Source organism: Micromonospora musae (assembly GCF_003626635.1).
GTDB lineage: Bacteria > Actinomycetota > Actinomycetes > Mycobacteriales > Micromonosporaceae > Micromonospora > Micromonospora musae.
Genome location: NZ_RAZT01000003.1, coordinates 335738 through 353479 on the forward strand (window position 1 = coordinate 335738; position 17742 = coordinate 353479).

General features: G+C 73.4%; 13 protein-coding genes. 7 read left to right on the forward strand and 6 right to left on the reverse strand.

What is annotated here, in order from left to right:
• Positions 1–2 precede the first annotated feature (2 nt).
• The 3 genes from D7044_RS07370 to mraZ form a co-directional block, all read right to left on the reverse strand.
• The gene (locus tag D7044_RS07370) at positions 3–608 is read right to left on the reverse strand and encodes a septum formation initiator family protein (protein ID WP_120678188.1); all 606 of its coding nucleotides are present in this window, start codon (positions 606–608) and stop codon (positions 3–5) included.
• Positions 605–1714: a 16S rRNA (cytosine(1402)-N(4))-methyltransferase RsmH gene (rsmH, locus tag D7044_RS07375; protein ID WP_120678894.1), complete on the reverse strand. Its 1110-nt coding sequence runs from the start codon at positions 1712–1714 to the stop codon at positions 605–607. Before rsmH ends, D7044_RS07370 begins: the two co-directional genes overlap by 4 nt.
• A gap of 201 nt (positions 1715–1915) precedes the next feature.
• Positions 1916–2347, reverse strand: coding sequence for a division/cell wall cluster transcriptional repressor MraZ (gene mraZ, locus D7044_RS07380; RefSeq protein ID WP_120678190.1), 432 nt, complete (start codon positions 2345–2347; stop codon positions 1916–1918).
• Between the two features lie 354 nt (positions 2348–2701).
• Here mraZ and D7044_RS07385 point away from each other — a divergent pair, with 354 nt between their 5' ends.
• The 4 genes from D7044_RS07385 to D7044_RS07400 are packed head-to-tail and all read left to right on the forward strand — an operon-like array spanning position 2702 to position 6134.
• The gene (locus tag D7044_RS07385) at positions 2702–3949 is read left to right on the forward strand and encodes a MurT ligase domain-containing protein (RefSeq protein ID WP_120678896.1); all 1248 of its coding nucleotides are present in this window, start codon (positions 2702–2704) and stop codon (positions 3947–3949) included.
• On the forward strand, positions 3939–4658 hold the full coding sequence (locus D7044_RS07390) for a type 1 glutamine amidotransferase (RefSeq protein WP_120678192.1): 720 nt from the start codon (positions 3939–3941) through the stop codon (positions 4656–4658). Before D7044_RS07385 ends, D7044_RS07390 begins: the two co-directional genes overlap by 11 nt.
• Positions 4655–5353 (forward strand): TVP38/TMEM64 family protein, encoded by a 699-nt coding sequence (locus D7044_RS07395; RefSeq protein ID WP_120678194.1) that lies wholly within the window; start codon positions 4655–4657, stop codon positions 5351–5353. Before D7044_RS07390 ends, D7044_RS07395 begins: the two co-directional genes overlap by 4 nt.
• Positions 5343–6134: a phosphotransferase gene (locus D7044_RS07400; RefSeq protein ID WP_120688344.1), complete on the forward strand. Its 792-nt coding sequence runs from the start codon at positions 5343–5345 to the stop codon at positions 6132–6134. The genes D7044_RS07395 and D7044_RS07400 overlap by 11 nt, the downstream gene beginning before the upstream one ends.
• A 751-nt stretch (positions 6135–6885) precedes the next feature.
• Here the strand turns inward: D7044_RS07400 and leuS are convergent.
• Entirely contained in the window at positions 6886–9726 is a 2841-nt protein-coding gene (leuS, locus tag D7044_RS07405; RefSeq protein ID WP_120688345.1) for a leucine--tRNA ligase, read from the reverse strand.
• A gap of 474 nt (positions 9727–10200) precedes the next feature.
• On the opposite strand from leuS, the gene D7044_RS07410 reads away from it, so the two are divergent.
• The 3 genes from D7044_RS07410 (at position 10201) to D7044_RS07420 (ending at position 15136) form a co-directional block, all read left to right on the forward strand.
• A complete protein-coding gene (locus D7044_RS07410; protein WP_120678202.1) occupies positions 10201–11253 on the forward strand; it encodes an AAA family ATPase in 1053 nt (350 codons plus the stop codon).
• Between the two features lies 1 nt (position 11254).
• The gene (locus D7044_RS07415) at positions 11255–12553 is read left to right on the forward strand and encodes a DUF58 domain-containing protein (protein ID WP_120688346.1); all 1299 of its coding nucleotides are present in this window, start codon (positions 11255–11257) and stop codon (positions 12551–12553) included.
• Between the two features lie 93 nt (positions 12554–12646).
• Positions 12647–15136, forward strand: coding sequence for a transglutaminase TgpA family protein (locus D7044_RS07420; RefSeq protein WP_120688347.1), 2490 nt, complete (start codon positions 12647–12649; stop codon positions 15134–15136).
• A gap of 824 nt (positions 15137–15960) precedes the next feature.
• On the opposite strand, the gene D7044_RS07430 is transcribed toward D7044_RS07420, so the two are convergent.
• Positions 15961–16356: a DUF3040 domain-containing protein gene (locus D7044_RS07430; RefSeq protein WP_120678207.1), complete on the reverse strand. Its 396-nt coding sequence runs from the start codon at positions 16354–16356 to the stop codon at positions 15961–15963.
• Between the two features lie 115 nt (positions 16357–16471).
• On the reverse strand, positions 16472–17731 hold the full coding sequence (locus D7044_RS07435) for a DNA polymerase IV (protein WP_120688349.1): 1260 nt from the start codon (positions 17729–17731) through the stop codon (positions 16472–16474).
• Positions 17732–17742: the final 11 nt, after the last annotated feature.

The following is a 17742-nucleotide window of genomic DNA, read 5'->3' on the forward strand; positions in this document are numbered from 1 at the left end:
GGTCAGCGTCCCGTGCCCTGCTGGCTGGTCACCGATGGTGCGCCGGTGGCCGGCTGCGGCACGCCGATGGTCCGGCCGTCCGGCAGACGGACGTAGCCCGGCTCGCCCGACTCGACCAGCCCGAGCTTGCGGGCCTGCGCGGCCAGGTTGCCCGGCGCCTCGGCGTCGGCGATCTCCTTCTTCAGCTGCTCCTGCTCCAGGTCCAGCCGGGCCTGCTGCTGCTGCAGCTTCTCCAGCTTGAACGCGTTCTCATTGATCTTGGTGTTGACCAGCAGGATGCCGAGCACCCCGCCGACCACCAGCACCACGATCAGCGCGGCGAACGGCGCTCGCGGCACCGACATCGGCGGTGGCGGCGCCACCCGCAGCCGAGGCGGGCGGGCGGCCGTCGGGCCACCCCGCTCCTGCGGCCGCAGCGCCGTGCTGCCCTGAACCGGGAACTCGCGCGCCCCCCGCGCGCTCGACTCCCCCTGCCGGTTCATCCGGTCCGTGCGAGACGTACCGTTTCCGACGCGGCTGACCCGCTCCGCCGCGGTCCGGCCCCCCGACCGCGGTGCGCGCTGTCCGACGCCGGTGAAGTCCCGGCGCTCGCGCCCGTCAACGTTCATGTCCCCTCCCCCTCTACGTCCGTCCCTGTCCCGTCCCCCGGGGCCCCTTCGCGATCCCCCACGGATCGCACGGACCCCGTGCCCGGTTGGTTCATCGCCTTGACGCGCCGACGGGACCGTTCGCGGTCGGTCCGCCCCTGCCGTTGCGCGTCCGGGTCGATGCGCTCCGCGGCCCGCAGCCGCACCGAGGCGGCGCGCGGGTTCGCAGCGACCTCGAGCTCCCCGGGCAGCTCGGCGCCCCGGCTCAGCAGCCGGAACGTCGGGCCGGTCCCGGGCAGCTCGACCGGGAGGTCGATCGGGCCCGTGCTACGGACCCGATCGGCGAGCGCCGCCTTGGTGAGCCGGTCCTCCAGCGAGTGGTAGGACAGGACCACCATGCGACCGCCCACGTTGAGCGCGTCGAGTGCGGCCGGCAGCGCCGTCTCCAGCGCCGCCAGCTCTCTGTTTACCTCGATCCGCAAAGCCTGAAACGTTCTCTTTGCCGGGTGTCCCCCGGTTCGTCGGGCTGGTGCCGGAATGGAGTCCCGGACCAGCTCCGCGAGCCGCGCCGACGAGGTGATCCGGGCCCGTTCCCGCTCCCGAAGGATCGCCGAGGCGATCCGCCCGGCGAACTTCTCCTCGCCGTACACCCGCAGCACCCGGGCCAGCTCCGGATGCCCGTAGGTGTTGACCACCTCCTCGGCGGTCACCCCCCGGGTCTGGTCCATCCGCATGTCCAGCGGCGCGTCCTGCGCGTAGGCGAACCCCCGGTCGGGCGCGTCCAACTGCAGCGACGAGACCCCCAGGTCGAACAGGATCCCGTCGACCCCCGGGTAACCCAGCCGGTCGAGCACGTCGGGCAACTCGTCGTAGACCGCGTGCTCGAGGTGGATCCGGTCGGCGAAACGAGCCAGCCGTACCCGGGCGTGCGCGAGCGCCTCCGTGTCCCGGTCGAGCCCGATCAGGATCGTCTGCGGATGCGCCTCGAGCACCGCCTCGGCGTGCCCGCCCAACCCCAGCGTGGCGTCGACGTGGACCGTCCGGTCACCCCGACCCAGCGCGGGGGCCAGCAGCTCGAGACAGCGCTCGAGCAGCACCGGCACGTGCGTGCCGCGAATCTCCCCCATGTCGACCCCCACCGCTGGTTACCGTTCTTCCTTCTCGCGCCCGCGTCGGCCGGCGCCTGCCGCCGTACCGCCAGATCCCCATCCGCTCCCGCCCGTCGCGAGGCCGCGGGCCCCGAGAGATCGTGCGCCTGGCACCGGGGAAGGGGTGCCAGGAACTCGAAAGCGGCTGGAGATCTCGCAGTACGCCGGGCGCCGTCCGCCCTACAGACCGCCGGGCAGCACCCCCTCCTCGATGTCGGCGAACTCGTCCTCGCTCTCGGCGAGGTAGCTCTCCCAGGCGGCCTTGTCCCAGATCTCCACCCGCGTGCTCGCGCCGATCACGACCAGATCCCGGTCGAGCGCCGCGTATCCCCGCAGGTGGGCCGGGATGGTCACCCGACCCTGCTTGTCCGGAACCTCGTCGTGCGCACTGGCGAAGAAGACCCGGCTGTAGGCCCGGGCCGCCTTGCTCGTCATCGGTTGAGCACGCAGCTGCTCCGCGATCCGCTGGAACTCGGGCATCGGGAACACGTAGAGGCAGCGCTCCTGCCCTTTGGTGATCACGACACCCCCCGCCAGCTCATCCCGGAACTTCGCCGGAAGGATCAACCGGCCTTTGTCGTCCAGGCGCGGAGTGTGGGTGCCGAGAAACACGGCCCAACCCCCTCGCCCCTGAGCGGCGTTCGCGGCGCCGCTGACCCCCCGGGCCGGTGGGCCCTCCCGGCCTCACCATCGGGCCCCACTCTACTCCACTTCCCTCCACCTGCAACCAGAAATGCCCGCGTGGCGCGACCGATCCGCGCCTAAAACCGCACGTCACGGCGGGTGGGGCGGAGTGGAGGGCCGGAGCCGCCCACCGACCGCGTCCGCTTTCCGACATTGATCGACTCCGTCCGGCGGAGCCGGAATCGGCCGCCCGCCAGAGCGCCCCGGCCGAACGGTTCGCCGTCGGTGGCGATCTGGCGAGACCGATGGTCCGGTAACCTCGCTCGCGTGACGGACGCGAAGATGCCCCTGCGGGCGAAGGTGGCCAGCTCCGTGTCCCGGACCGCCGCGGCGTTGTCGCGCGCCGCGGGCCGGGGTGACGGCTCGGTGATCGGCGGATGGATCGGACTCAAGATCGACCCAGACCTGCTCGCGCACCTCGCCGCCGGTCGGGCGATCGCGCTCGTCTCCGGCACCAACGGCAAGACGACCACGACCCGGCTGGCCGCGGCCGCGGTCGGCGTGCTGGGCAAGGTCGCCACCAACTCCTTCGGCGCGAACATGCCGACCGGCCACACCTCCGCCCTGGCCAAGGCGGGCAGCACCCCCTACGCGGTGCTCGAGGTGGACGAGCACTACCTGGCCCAGGTGCTGGAGGCGACCGAGCCGCACGTGGTGGCGCTGCTCAACCTCTCCCGCGACCAGCTCGACCGCGCCAAGGAGGTCGCCATGATGGCGCAGCTCTGGCGGGCCGCCCTGGTCCGGCACCAGGACATCCGGGTGGTGGCCAACGCCGACGACCCGATGGTCGTCTGGGCGGCCACGCCGCCGCCCAACCACGACCACCGGATCAACCCGCCGCAGGTGACCTGGTTCAGCGCGGGACAGCGCTGGCACGACGACTCGTGGGTCTGCCCCGAGTGCGGCTCCACCATCCAGCGCTCCGGTGACCAGTGGTGGTGCACCGGCTGCCCGCTGCGCCGCCCCCAGCCGCAGTGGACGGTGGAGGACGACGGCGTGCTGGACCCGACCGGCGCCTGGCACAAGGTCTCCCTCCAGCTACCCGGCAAGGTGAACGTCGGCAACGCGGCGACCGCGCTGGCCGTGGCCGCGGAGTTCGGCGTACGCCCCGTCGACGCGGTCTCCCGGCTCTCCAGCGTCACCTCGATCGCCGGCCGCTACGCGCAGGTCGAGCGGGACGGGCGGCACATCCGGCTGCTGCTGGCCAAGAACCCGGCCAGCTGGCTGGAGGCGTTCGACATGGCCGACGTGGCGCCCACCCTGCTGTCGATCAACGCGCGGGACCCCGACGGGCTGGACACCTCCTGGCTCTTCGACGTCGACTTCGCCCCGCTGCGCGGCCGGCAGGTGCTGATCACCGGCGACCGGGCGTACGACCTGGCCGTCCGGCTCGACGTCAACGACGTGCCGTTCCAGCACATACGGAGCTTCGACGAGGCGGTCCGCGCGGTGCCCCCGGGGCGCCTCGAGGTCATCGCCAACTACACCGCGTTCCAGGACATCCGAGCGGAGTTGGACCGTGTCAACTGAGAGCCTGCGCATCGTCTGGGTCTACCCCGACCTGCTCTCCACCTACGGCGACCGGGGCAACGCCCTGATCCTCGCCCGGCGCGCCCGCCAGCGCGGCCTGCCGATCGAGGTGCTGGAGGTCCGCTCCGACCAGCGGCTGCCCGCCACCGCGGACATCTACCTCGTCGGCGGCGGCGAGGACGGCCCGCAGGCGCTGGGCGCGCAACGGCTGATCGCCGACGGCTCGCTGCACCGCGCCGTGGCCCAGGGCTCGGTCGTGTTCGGGGTCTGCGCCGGCTACCAGCTGCTCGGCAACTCGTTCTTCGCCAAGGGCACCAAGTGCGCCGGGCTGGAGCTGCTCGACATCACCTCCGACCGGGGCGAGACCCGGGCCGTCGGTGAGCTGACCGGCGACATCGACGCCCGGCTGGGGATTCCGCCGCTGAGCGGCTTCGAGAACCACGGTGGCCGTACCCACCTCGGGCCGGACGTCTCCCCGCTGGCCCGGGTCACCGCCGGCGTCGGCAACGACGGCGCCAGCGAGGGCGCCTGGCGCGGCAAGCTGCTCGGGACGTATTCGCACGGTCCGGCGCTGGCCCGCAACCCCGCCCTCGCCGACCTGCTGCTGCGCTGGGCCACCGGGATCCACCAGCTGCCGCCGCTGGACGACACCTGGTCCGACCGGCTCCGGTCCGAGCGCCGCGCCGCGGTGGCCGCCGCCCGCGCATGACACCCGCCGTCCGGCGGCTGCTGCGGCAGCCGTCGGCCGTCCGGTTCGCGCTGCTGCTGCTCGTGATCGCGGCGTGCGGCCTGCTGCTGCTCCTGGTACCCCGGCCGGATCCGTCCGAGCTGCCCGGGCTGGCCGACCGGCTCGGCGGCTTCGCGCCGCTCGCGGCGGTCCTCGGCGGCGCGCTGCTGCTGGTCGCGCTGGTTCCGCGTACCTTCATCACCCTCGCCTCGGGCGCGATCTTCGGCCCGTTGGAGGGCGCCGGGTACGCGCTGACCGCGGCGCTGGTGGCCGCCGCCATCGGCTTCACTGTCGGCCGGCTGCTGGGGCGGGAGTTCGTCGCCGCCCGGGTTCGCGGCCGACTGGCCCGGCTCGACGGCTGGTTCGCCCGGCAGAGCGTGCTCGGGGTGATCACCGTCCGGCTGCTGCCGATCGCCGGCTTCGGGCTGGTCAGCTACGGCTACGGCACCACCGCGGCGCGGCTGCTGCCGTTCCTCGCCGGCAGCGTGATCGCCGCGGTACCGAGCGCGTTCGGTTACGCCGCGGTCGGCGCCGCGGTCACCTCGCCCGGCGACGTGCAGTGGTTCGCCGTGGCCCCCGCAGGCCTCGGTCTGGTCGCCGGCGCGATCCTGGTCCGGCGGCTGTGGCGGGCGGAGCGGCGCCGGCGGAGCGCGCCGGAGGGCCCCGGTGTCCGATAGACCGGATCCCGCGGACCGCCCCGCCGGCGTCGACGCCGCCGAGCCGCTGCCCGGGGGCTTCATCGCCGAGGTGCTCCGCGTCGGCGACAGCGTCCGTCGCACGGCGCCGGCGGACGACGACTTCGTGGCCGCGTTGCTCGCACATCTCGCGCGCACGGATCTCGCGCCCCGGCACCTCGGCACCGACGAGCACGGCCGGCAGGTGCTCAGCTACGTCGAGGGCCGGGTGCCGTGGCGCGACCGCGAGGACCCCGCGTACTTCGCCGACCCGGCGCTGGTCGCGCTGGCCGGGCTGATCCGGCGCCTGCACGACGCCTGCGCCGGCAGCCCGCTGGCCGGTACCGCCGAGACTGTCTGCCACGGCGACCTGTCGCCGAAGAACACGGTGTACCGAGACACCCCGGGCGGGCCGCTGCCGATCGTGTTCCTCGACTGGGACCGCGCCGGCCCCGGCCGGCGGATCGAGGACGTGGCCTTCGCCGGCTGGCACTGGGCCGAGCTCGGCGACGGCGCCGACCCGGCGGAGCTGGCCCGCCGCTGCGCGCTGCTCTGCGACGCCTACGAGGGGCGGGCCGAAGAGCTGCTCCCCCGGGCCGAACTGCTCGGGGTCATGCTCGACCAGATCGAGGGCACGTGGCGGGGCATCTCCGCCGGCGCCGACCGGGACGAGCCCGGCATGCGCCGGTTGCGCGCCGCCGGGGCGGTCGAGACCGTACGCGGCTGGCACGACTGGCTACGCCGGCACCGCCCGACGGTCGAGGCCGCACTCGACCTGGCCTGACCGGCTCGGCTCGTTTTGGCTCGGCTCGTTTTGGCTCGGCTCGGTTTGGTTTGGCTCGGCTCGGTTTGGCTCGGCCCGGTTTGGCCCGGCTCGGCTCGTGCCGTGGCAGCCGCCGGCTCTTGGCAGCGCCCCGCGGAGCCTTTCGAGCTGATGTCAGAAACGACTCGGACGCCGACGCCAACTCCGACTCACACGGGGATCGAATTGACACGTTCGGATCGGTCGACCCGCCTGGTTCGGGTTGACCCACCCTGACCCGCCCGGGTCGGGTTGATCCACTCGACATCCATGAAGTCGGGGCGATAACCCGCCGTTGATACCCCGACTTCAATGAAGTCGAGTTGATCAGCGCCGGTTCGGGGCTCACTGTCGGCCGACGCCAACTCGAGACGCCGACGCCGACTCAGCTGCCGGCTCAGACGCGATGCCGACTCAGACGGCGATGCCGACAGATGACCGCTTGAGTCTTTGGTGACGTCAGTTCCACAGGCGCGGCGACCGAGCTCGACCGCGGTGCCGCAAACCGCGCGTGGCGACCGGGTACCGCCGCCTGCCTCGGCCGCGATGCCGCAAACCGCGCGGCGACCAGGTACCGCCACCGACCTCGACCGCGATGCCGCAATCGCGGCGACCGGGTACCGCCGCCGACCTCGACAGCGGTGCCGCAAACCGGGCGCGGTGCACGGCGCGCCGGCCGACCAGGACGAACCCGCCGTGGGCGCGCCCGACGAGGGCGCGCCCACCAGCCGGTTCAGAGCACGACCGAGACCATCCGGCCCTTCACCACGATCACCTTGCGCGGATCCTTGCCGCCCAGGGTCGCGGCCACCGCCTCCAGGGCGCCGGCGCGGACCGTCTCCTCCGACGCGTCGGCGGGGACCTCGACCCGGCCGCGGACCTTCCCGTTGACCTGCACCGGGTAGGTGACCGTCTCGGCCACCAGCAGCGCCGGGTCGGCGACCGGGAAGTCCGCGTACGTCAGCGAGGTGTCGTGCCCCAGCCGCCGCCACAGCTCCTCGGCCACGTGCGGGGCGAACGGCGCCAGCATCAGCACCAGCGGCTCGGCCACCTCACGTGGGGTGGCGGGCAGCCGGGTCAGCGCGTTGGTCAGCTCGATCAGCTTGGCGATCGCGGTGTTGAACCGGATCCCGTCCATGTCGGCCCGGACCCCGTCGACGGCCTTGTGCAGCAGCCGCCGGGTCGCCTCGTCGGCCGGCTCGTCGGTGACCCGCAGCGCACCGGTCTGCTCGTCGACGACGGCCCGCCAGACCCGCTGCAGGAACCGGTAGGAGCCGACGACCGCCCGGGTCTCCCACGGGCGGGACACCTCCAGCGGGCCCATCGACATCTCGTAGACCCGGAACGTGTCCGCCCCGTACGCCTCGCACATCTCGTCCGGCGTGACGACGTTCTTCAGCGACTTGCCCATCTTGCCGTACTCGCGATTGACCACGTCATCGCCCAGGTAGTAGCCGCCGTCGCGCTCGATGACCTCCTCGGCCTGCACGTAGCTGCCCCGGGAGTCGGTGTACGCGTACGCCTGGATCATGCCCTGGTTGAACAGCTTGCGGAACGGCTCGAACGACGACACGTGGCCCAGGTCGAACAGCACCTTGTGCCAGAACCGGGCGTACAGCAGGTGCAGTACGGCATGCTCGGCGCCGCCCACGTACAGGTCGGTGCCGCCGCAGTCGCCCTCGCCGCGCGGGCCCATCCAGTACCGCTCGTTCTCCGCATCCACGAAGCGGGAGGTGTTGGTCGGGTCCAGGTAACGCAGCTCGTACCAGCAGGAGCCGGCCCACTGCGGCATCACGTTGGTCTCCCGGGTGTACCGCTTCGGGCCGTCCCCCAGGTCCAGTTCGACCTCGACCCAGTCGCGGGCCCGCGACAGCGGCGTCTCCGGGTTGCTGTCGGCGTCGTCCGGGGCGAACGTCCGCGGTGAGAAGTCCTCCACCTCGGGCAGCTCGACCGGCAGCATCTCCTCCGGCAGCGCGATGGCGGCACCGGTCTCGTCGTACACGATCGGGAACGGCTCGCCCCAGTAACGCTGCCGGCTGAACAGCCAGTCGCGCAGCCGGTAGGTGACCGTGCCGCGGCCGTGCCCGTTCGCCTCCAGCCACTCGATGATGCTGGCCTTGGCCTCGGCGACCGCCAGGCCGTTCAGGTCCAGGCCGCGCTCGGGCGCCGCGCTGTTGATCGCCGGGCCGTCGCCGGTGTACGCCTTGCCGTCGAAGCCCTCGGCGGGCTGCACCGTCCGGACGATCGGCAGGTCGAAGACCTCGGCGAAGGCCCAGTCCCGCTCGTCCTGGGCGGGAACCGCCATGATCGCCCCGGTGCCGTAGCCGGCCAGCACGTAGTCCGCGATGAAGATCGGGACCTGCGCGCCGTTGACCGGATTGGTGGCGTACGCCCCGACGAAGACGCCGGTCTTCTCCTTCGTGTCGGCCTGCCGCTCGACGTCGGTCTTGGCCGCGGCCGCCTTGCGGTACGCCTCGACGGCGGCCCGCGGGCTGGCGTGCCCGCCGGTCCAGGACTCCTTGGTCCCCTCCGGCCAGGTCGCCGGCACCAGCGCGTCGACCAGCTCGTGCTCCGGCGCCAGCACCATGTAGGTGGCTCCGAAGACCGTGTCCGGCCGGGTGGTGAACACCCGGACCGGCTCGGCGGCCGTCGGGAAGTCGATGTGCGCGCCCTGGGACCGGCCGATCCAGTTGCGCTGCATCAGCTTGATCGCGTCGGGCCAGTCCAGCGTGTCCAGGTCGTCCAGCAGCCGGTCACCGTACGCGGTGATCCGCATCATCCACTGCTTCAGGTTCCGCTTGAAGACCGGGAAGTTGCCCCGCTCCGAGCGGCCGTCCGCGGTGACCTCCTCGTTGGCCAGCACGGTGCCCAGACCCGGGCACCAGTTCACCGGCGCCTGCGAGACGTACGCCAGCCGATGGCCGTCGACGATCTCCCGGCGCTCGGCCACGGACAGCTCGGCCCACGGACGGCCATCCGGCGTCGGCCGGGTGCCGCCGGAGAACTCGGCGATCAGCTCGGCGATCGGCCGGGCGCGCTCGGCGTCCCGGTCGTACCAGGAGTTGAAGATCTGCAGGAAGATCCACTGGGTCCAGCGGTAGAAGTCCGTGTCGATGGTGGCGACCGAACGGCGCTCGTCGTGAGCCAGGCCCAGCCGGCGCAGCTGCGCCTTGTACCGCTGGATGTTCTGCTCGGTGGTGGTCCTGGGGTGGGTGCCGGTCTGCACCGCGTACTGCTCGGCGGGCAGGCCGAACGCGTCGAAGCCCATCGCGTGCAGCACGTTCCGGCCGGCCATCCGCTGGTAGCGGGCAAAGCAGTCGGTGCCGATGTAGCCCAGCGGGTGCCCGACGTGCAGGCCCGCCCCGGACGGGTAGGGGAACATGTCCAGCACGTAGAGCTTCTCCGCGCCCGCCCGGGGGTGGTCGGGGTCGGCCAGCGGCCCGGTCGGGTTGGGGGCGTGGAAGGTGCCCTCCCGCTCCCAGATGTCCTGCCAACGGTTCTCGATCTCGTCGGCCAGGGCCGCGGTGTACCGGAACGGGGGAATGTCGCCCGCCGGTGCGGCTGCCTCACTCATCGCGTCTCCTCGCGTCGCTCGGCGCGGTCGTCTCGTGCGGTCTGCTGGTGCTCGCCGCCCGCCCGCCCACCGGCTGGCGGGCGACGGGCACAAAAAAGCCCCTCACGCAGGAGGGGCCGCCGTGCTGTCGCGCGTTCAGCGCATCAGCACGGCTCGGTAAGAAGCAGGAAGACTCCGGCCATGACGGCAGTGTACCCCCAGCTCCGGCGGGACCGGTGGCCCGCCACCACGCCTCGGGACGCCGGCCACCGCGCCGCCGGGACAGCCGGACCGAGGGGCGTACGGTCCCCCAACCTGACGAATATTCGGGGCGTAACCGGCGGTCTGACCGTGGGGGTCGGCGATCACGACAAACATGGTTAGCCTGAGAGGCCAGTGAGATTTGTGCGGCAGACGAGGCTCGGCGTCGCGAACCCAACGACGGGTCCAGCTGCTCTATACAGAGCTGCCGTTCCGGCGACGAGGAGGAGGCCCGTGACACAACAGACCTGGGACGAGGTCGGCGGCCTGCTGCCGCACGACGAGTTCCGTGCCGCGAGCGAGGCCGTCGTGGCCAACATAGAGCAGGTCATCGAGGGTAAGACGGCCACCGTTCGCCTCGCGTTGGCGGTCCTGCTCGCCGAGGGTCACCTCCTCATCGAGGACGTCCCCGGCGTCGGCAAGACCAAGCTCGCCAAGGCCCTGGCCCGCTCCATCGACTGCTCGGTGCGCCGGATCCAGTTCACCCCGGACCTGCTCCCCAGCGATGTCACCGGCGTCAGCGTCTACAACCAGGAGACCCACGACTTCGAGTTCCGGCCCGGCGCGGTCTTCGCCAACCTGGTGGTCGGCGACGAGATCAACCGGGCCTCGCCGAAGACCCAGTCGGCGTTGCTGGAGTGCATGGAGGAGCGGCAGGTCACCGTCGACGGCGTGACCTACCAGTTGCAGACCCCGTTCATGGTGATCGCGACCCAGAACCCGATCGAGATGGAGGGCACCTACCCGCTGCCCGAGGCGCAGCGGGACCGGTTCACCGCCCGGATCGCGATGGGCTACCCGGACGTCGGCGCGGAGCTGGCGATGCTCGACGGCCACGGGGCCACCGACCCGCTCGATCAGCTGCGTCCGGTCTCCGACGCGGCCACCGTGCGGCGGCTGATCGCGACGGTCCGCCAGGTGCACGTCGCCGACGCGGTCAAGCAGTACGCCATCGACCTGGTCACCGCCACCCGCGAAGCCCCCGACCTGCGGCTGGGCGCCTCTCCCCGGGCCACGCTCCAGCTGCTGCGCACCGCCCGCGCGGTGGCCGCCCTCGAGGGCCGCGACTACGTCCTTCCCGACGACCTCCAGGCGCTGGCCGTGCCGGTGCTGGCGCACCGGATCATCCCCACCGCCGACGCCCAGCTCGCCCGGCGCACCACCGACGCGATCGTCTCCGACCTGGTGCACCGGCTGCCGCTGCCGAACGACCGCAAGCGCTCCCCCTACGACACCCGACCGGCGAGCGGCAACGGCCGCGGGCCGTACGAGCCGCGGAGGCCATGACGTGCGTGAAGGGCTGCGCGGGCTGACCACCCGCGGGCGCTCGTTCCTGGCCGCTGCGGTCGCCGCGGCCGTCTCGGCGGGGATCCTCGGTGAGAAGGACCTGCTCCGGGTGGCCGTGCTGCTCGCCGTCCTGCCCCTGCTCGCCGCGGCCTACGTCGGGCGCAGCCGCTACAAGCTGGCCTGCAACCGGTCGCTGGACCCGCACCGGGTGCCGGTCGGGGCGAGCTCCCGGGTGGTGCTGCGGCTGCAGAACCTGTCCCGCCTGCCCACCGGCACCCTGCTGCTGGAGGACCGGCTGCCCTACGCACTGGGCAGCCGCCCCCGGGTGGTGCTGGAGCGACTCGGCGCGCACCAGGCGAGTTCGGTGGCGTACACGGTCCGGGCCGACGTCCGCGGCCGCTACGAGGTGGGCCCGCTGGTGGTGCGCCTGACCGACCCGTTCGGGCTCTGCGAGCTCAGCCGCGCCTTCCCCAGCATCGACCACCTGACGGTGATCCCGCAGGTCACGCCCCTGCCGTCGGTCCGGCTGCCCGGCGAGTACGCCGGAAGCGGCGACAGCCGCGCCCGCTCGGTGGCGGTGCACGGCGAGGACGACGCGGCGACCCGGGAGTACCGGATGGGCGACGACCTGCGCCGGGTGCACTGGAAGTCGACGGCGCGCACCGGCGAGCTGATGGTGCGCCGGGAGGAGCAACCCTGGGAGAGCCGGGCGACGGTGGTGCTGGACACCCGCGCGTACGGCCATCGCGGTGACGGTCCGACGGCGAGCTTCGAGTGGGCGGTCTCGGCGACCGCGAGCATCGCCGTGCACCTGCGCCAGGCCGGCTACAAGCTGCGCCTGGTCACCGGGGCCGGCGCGGACGTGGACGCCACCGAGGGCGGCGGCGACGGCCTCCTCCTCGACCAGCTCGCCGAGGTACGTCTCGACCAGCGGACCGAGGTGACCGAGCTGGTGCAGCGGGTCCGCCAGCGGGCCGACGGCGGTCTGATCATCGGCGTCTTCGGCTCCCTGAGCACCGCCGAGGCGGAGCTGCTCGCCGGTCTCCGCGCCAACGGTGCGATCTGCGTCGGCTTCCTGGTCAACAGCTCCACCTGGTTGAACCTGCCCGAGAAGGCCCGGGCCGAGGCGGAGCAGACGCACGCGGCCGCCGCGCTGTCGCTGCTGCGCAGCGGTTGGCGGGTGATCGGCGTCGACCACGGCACCCGACTGCCGGCGATCTGGCCGCAGGCGGGCCGCGGCTCGCAGGGGTTCGCGCTGCGCGCGGTGCTGGCCGATACGGTGGCCGGCGGCGTGCGATGAGCGGAGCCGGCGCGCGAACCGACCGGTTCGACGCGGTCGAGCCGCCCGCCGCCCGGTACGACGAAGCAGCGGCATGAGGGGAGGGACCGGGTCATGACCCGCCATCGGAATCTCGGCCTGGTGGCCGCCGGTGCGACGCTGCTCGCCGCGGCGCCGCTGTCGGCCATCTTCGAACGCTGGACCTGGCTGATCGAGTCGGCCATCGCGGTCGGCGTGGTCGCCGGGGCGGCCGCGCTGACCCGGGCGCTGCGGGCCCCCCTCTGGGGTCAGGTGCTCGGCATGCTGGCGGGGCTCACCCTGGCGCTCACCTGGCTCTTCCCCGCCGGGAGCGAGATTCTCGCGGTGCTGCCCACCCCGGCCACCTTCGCGCACTTCAGCGAGCTGCTGGGCGGCTCGGTGCAGGACATGCGCTCCTACGGCGTGGAGGTGCCCGACACCCCGCCGCTGCTGTTCATCACGGTGCTCGGCGTGGGAGCGGTGGCCGTCGTGGTCGACCTGCTCACCGTCGGGTTGCGCCGCCCGGCCCTGGCGGGCCTGCCGATGCTCGCCATCTACTCGGTCCCCGTCGCCGTCTACGTCGACAACGTGCCGCCGGTCCCGTTCGTGGTCGGCGCCGTCGGCTACCTCTGGCTGCTGGGCGCGGACAACGTCGACCGGGTACGCCGCTTCGGCCGCCGGTTCAGCGGGGACGGCCGGGACATCGACGTCTGGGAGGCTTCTCCGCTGGCCGCCGCCGGCCGGCGGCTCGCGGTGCTCGGCGTGGCGGTGGCGGTCCTCCTGCCGCTGGTCCCCGTGCCGGGGATGAACGGCAGCCTGCTCGACTCCCTCAGCTCCGGCAACGGGAGCGGCAACGGCACCGGCCGGCCCGGCCAGGGCGGCGCTCCCGGAAAGATCAACCTGTTCGCCGCGCTCAGCGGCCAGCTGAACCAGTCCGAGGTCGCCGACCTGATCAAGGTCACCACCAACGAAGCGAGCCCGTTCTACCTGCGCTTCGGGGTGGCCGACGAGCTGAAGTCGAGCGGCTTCGAGGTGACCAACCCCTCCGGCCGGCCGGTCACCCGCGACCTGCCCGACCCGACCGTCCCCGAGCGCCGCGGCGTCGAGCAGCGCCAGTACCAGGCCACCGTCGAGGTCAGCCGCGACCTGGACATCCCGCTGCTGCCGGTCTACTCCGAACCGGTCCGCACGGAGGACCTGAACTCGAGCTGGCTCTACGACGACGACCGGCAGATCGTCTTCTCCAACCGGGAGAACTCGCGCGGCAAGCGCTACTCCTTCGAGTACGTCCGGTCGACGTACAGCCCGGCGGCGCTGCGCACCGCCCGGAAGCTGCCCGCCGACCACCCCCTGGTGCGACGGCAGCAGACCAAGACGCCGCCGGTGCCGCAGGTGACGGAGCTGGTGGACCGACTCGTCCAGGGCAAGGTGACCGAGTACGACAAGGTCCGGGCGATCTACGACTACTTCTCCTCCGACAACGGCTTCAGCTACCAGCTGCGCACCGAGGGCGGCACCAGCGGCGAGGACATCGTCGACTTCCTCACCAACAAGGTCGGCTTCTGTCAGCAGTACGCGGCCGCGATGGGGTGGCTGGTCCGGGCGGCCGGTATCCCGGCCCGGGTCGCGTTCGGCTTCACCAGCGGCAGCAACCGCAACGGCAACACCTACACCCTCACCAACCGCAACCTGCACGCCTGGACCGAGGTCTACTTCGACGGGATCGGCTGGGTACCGTTCGACGCCACCCCGGCGTACGGCGTGCCCGGCTCCACCCGGTCGGCCTGGGCCCCGGACACGGACGCGCCGGATCCCCTCCCCGATCAGCCGGGCGCGCCGAACACCGGCACGGATCCGGAGGAGTCCCCCGGCGCGGTGGGCTCGGAGCGGGAGGACCGGGACACCGACACGGGCCTCTCCCTCGGCGCGGAGACCCCCACCGAGCAGGCCCCCGTCTGGCCCTGGTGGGCCGCCGGTTCGCTGCTGCTCCTGCTGGTGCTCGCGCTGCCGGCACTGCGTCGGGTCTCCCTGCGCCGCCGTCGCGGCGGCCGGACGCCGGTGGCGGTCGCCGCCACCGACCCGGACGTGGGCGTCGGCGTCGGCCCGGCGGCCGGCCAGCGGATGGTGGTGGTCGGCGCGGACGCCGACCGGGCGCGGGCCGACGCGCACGCGGCCTGGGACGAGCTGCTCGACACGCTTGTCGACTACCGGGTGCCGGTGGACCGGACGGAGACGCCGCGGGCGACCGCCGACCGGCTCATCGGGGGCGTACTCAGCGGTCACGCCGACTCCGCCGACGCGATGCGGTTGCTCGGCCGGGCCGAGGAGCGGGCCCGGTACGCACGGAACCCGCTCACCGGTGATCCGTTGGTGCCGGCGCTGCGCGCGGTCCGCGCCACCCTCGCCGCGGCCGCCGACCGGCGTACCCGGTTGCTCGCGGCGGTGCTACCGCCCTCGGTGCTGCAGCGCTGGCGGCTCGCCGTGGCGGACACCTCGGGCCGGATGGTCGCCATGACCGGCCAGGCCCGGCACCGCCTGCTGCGGTGGAGCCCGCGCCGCCTGCTCGCCGACCGCGCGGCTCGCTGACCGGCCCCGGGGCACGAGAGCGCCCGCACGCCCGGCCACCGGCCGGGCGTGCGGGGGTCGGAGGCCGAGGGCCGGCGACCGGGCGTGCGGGGGCCGGGGGCCGGCGACCGGGCGTGCGGGGGTCGGAGGCCGGGGGCCGGCGACCGGGCGTGCGGGGGTCGGAGGCCGGGGGCCGGGGGCCGGCGACCGGGCGTGCGGGGGTCGGAGGCCGGGGGCCGGGGGCCGGGGGCCGGCGACCGGGCGTGCGGGGGTCGGAGGCCGGGGGCCGGGGGCCGGCGACCGGGCGTGCGGGGGTCGGAGGCCGGGGGCCGGCGACCGGGCGTGCGGGGGTCGGAGGCCGGGGGCCGGCGACCGGGCGCCGACCGGCGATCGGGCGCCGGCCGGCGATCGGGCGCCGGCCGGTAATCGGGCGCCGGCCGGTAATCGGGCGCGCCGCTTGATCCACACGAGTTCCATGAGGTCGGGCTGTCCGGGCCGCGGGACACCGCGACTTACCTGAAGGCGAGTCGATCACCGTTTCGGCGCGACGGCCACCGCCGGCCCGGCCGAGGAAGAGGCCCGAACGGAAGACGAGGATCCCGGCGGCCTGGCCCGGCGTACGGCCAACGGCCCGGCCCGGCCCGGCCCGGCAGACAAGGCAGCGGACCAGCGGACGGCGAGCGGCCCGGCCCGGCAGACGGCCAGAGGTGAAGGCCCCGGCACAGCCGAAGGACGAGCATCCGGCCGGCCGAGGAAGGACATTCCGGGCGCGGCGGACGGCGAGCAGTCCGCCCGGCCGGAAGAGGAGAGTTCCGGCCGGGCGGGCGGTGTGGGTCAGCGGCGGGTCAGCGGTGCCCCTCCGGGCGCTGACGCCACCGGTCCTCCATCCGGTCGAGGAACGAGGAACGGCGACCGGAGCGCCCGCGAGTGCGGCGCCGACTGGTCGTCCCACCCACCACGTGGAGGTCGGGTGACTGCGCTCGACGGTGCGACTGCACCGCGTACGCAGCCGAGGCCAACATGACGACGAAACCCGCCACAGCCAGCGGCGGAGTCTTGATCACCGCGCCATAGACCAGTAGGGCCAGCCCAGCGATGATGACGCCGGCAGCGACGAGCAGGCGACGCCGCGTGTGGAAACGCGGATCGCTGGCGCGCACGGCCGAGGCGAATTTGGGGTCCTCGGCAAGCGACCGCTCGATCTGCTCGAACAGCCGCTGCTCGTGCTCCGAGAGCGGCACGGCACTCCTCCCCGGTCACGTTGGTCGGCCCGTTCGGACCGACAGACCGTGGCAGCCAACCGGCTGCTTACCCGCAAGTCTACGAGGGGGGTCGCGCGTCGGAAAGCGGGACGACCTATGGCCGGGTCGGATTTTCGTTCCGGCGGGGATCACGGCTGCCGAGCAGACTGGCCGGACCTATGACGGACCGCCCGAATCGGGCAGCGGCGGCGTCCGCGGCGGCCTCCGCTTCGCGCCAGCCGCGCTCGGGAGCGCCGAGCGCGAGCTGCCGGGGTGTCTCCTGCGCCGCGGCGAGCCCTTCGGCCCGTACGCCGACGAGCCTGACCGGCTCGGTTGGGGCGAGCGCGGTCCAGAGCGCCCAGACCGTGTCGAACATCTCTCGGGCCGTGTCGGTGGCGACCGGCAGGGTGCGGGAGCGGGTGACCGTGCGGAAGTCGGCCAGCCGCACCTTGAGCGAGATCGTCCGACCGACCTGATCCGCCCGGCGCAGCCGGCCGCCCACCTTGTCGGCGAGCGCGAGCAGCGCCCGGCGGATCTCCAGCGGGTCGGTCACGTCGACGTCGAAGGTGACCTCCGCCCCGATCGACTTCTCCACGTGCTCGGGGCTCACCGCACGTGGGTCACGCCCGTGCGCCAGGGCGTGCAGGTGAGCGGCGGACGCCTCCCCGAGGGCCTTGCGCAGCATTCCGTAGGGCGCCTCGGCCAGGTCGCCGATGGTGGCCAGGCCGAGCCGACGCAACGCCTGCGCGGAGCGCTCACCCACCCCCCAGAGCGCGTCGACCGGCAGCGGGTGGAGGAATTCGAGCACCCGCGTCGCCGGTACGACGAGCACGCCGTCGGGCTTGGCCCGGGTCGAGCCGAGCTTCGCCACGAACTTGCTCGGCGCCACCCCGACGGAGCAGGTCAGCCCCAGCTCCCCCGACACCCGCTCCCGGATGCCACGGGCGATCTCGGCCGGTGAACCGAAGAGCCGGCGGGCACCGGACACGTCGAGGAACGCCTCGTCGAGGGAGAGCGGCTCGACCAGTGGGGTGACGTCCCGGAAGATCTGCATCACCGCCCGGGAGGCCTCGGTGTAGGCGGTGAAGTCCGGCGGGAGGTAGACCGCGTGCGGGCAGAGCGCCCGGGCCCGCATCATCGGCATGGCGCTGCGCACGCCGTAGGGGCGGGCCTCGTAGCTGGCCGAGCTGACCACGCCGCGCGGGCCGAGGCCGCCGACCACCACCGGCCGGCCCCGCAGCTCGGGGCGGCGGCGCACCTCGACCGAGGCGAAGAAGGCGTCCATGTCGACGTGCAGGATCAGGCTGCCGGAGTCGTCGGCGTCCGGACCGAAGCGCGGATCACCGCCCCGTGGCAACGACTGGCTGCGGCCCATGTGCGCAGGTT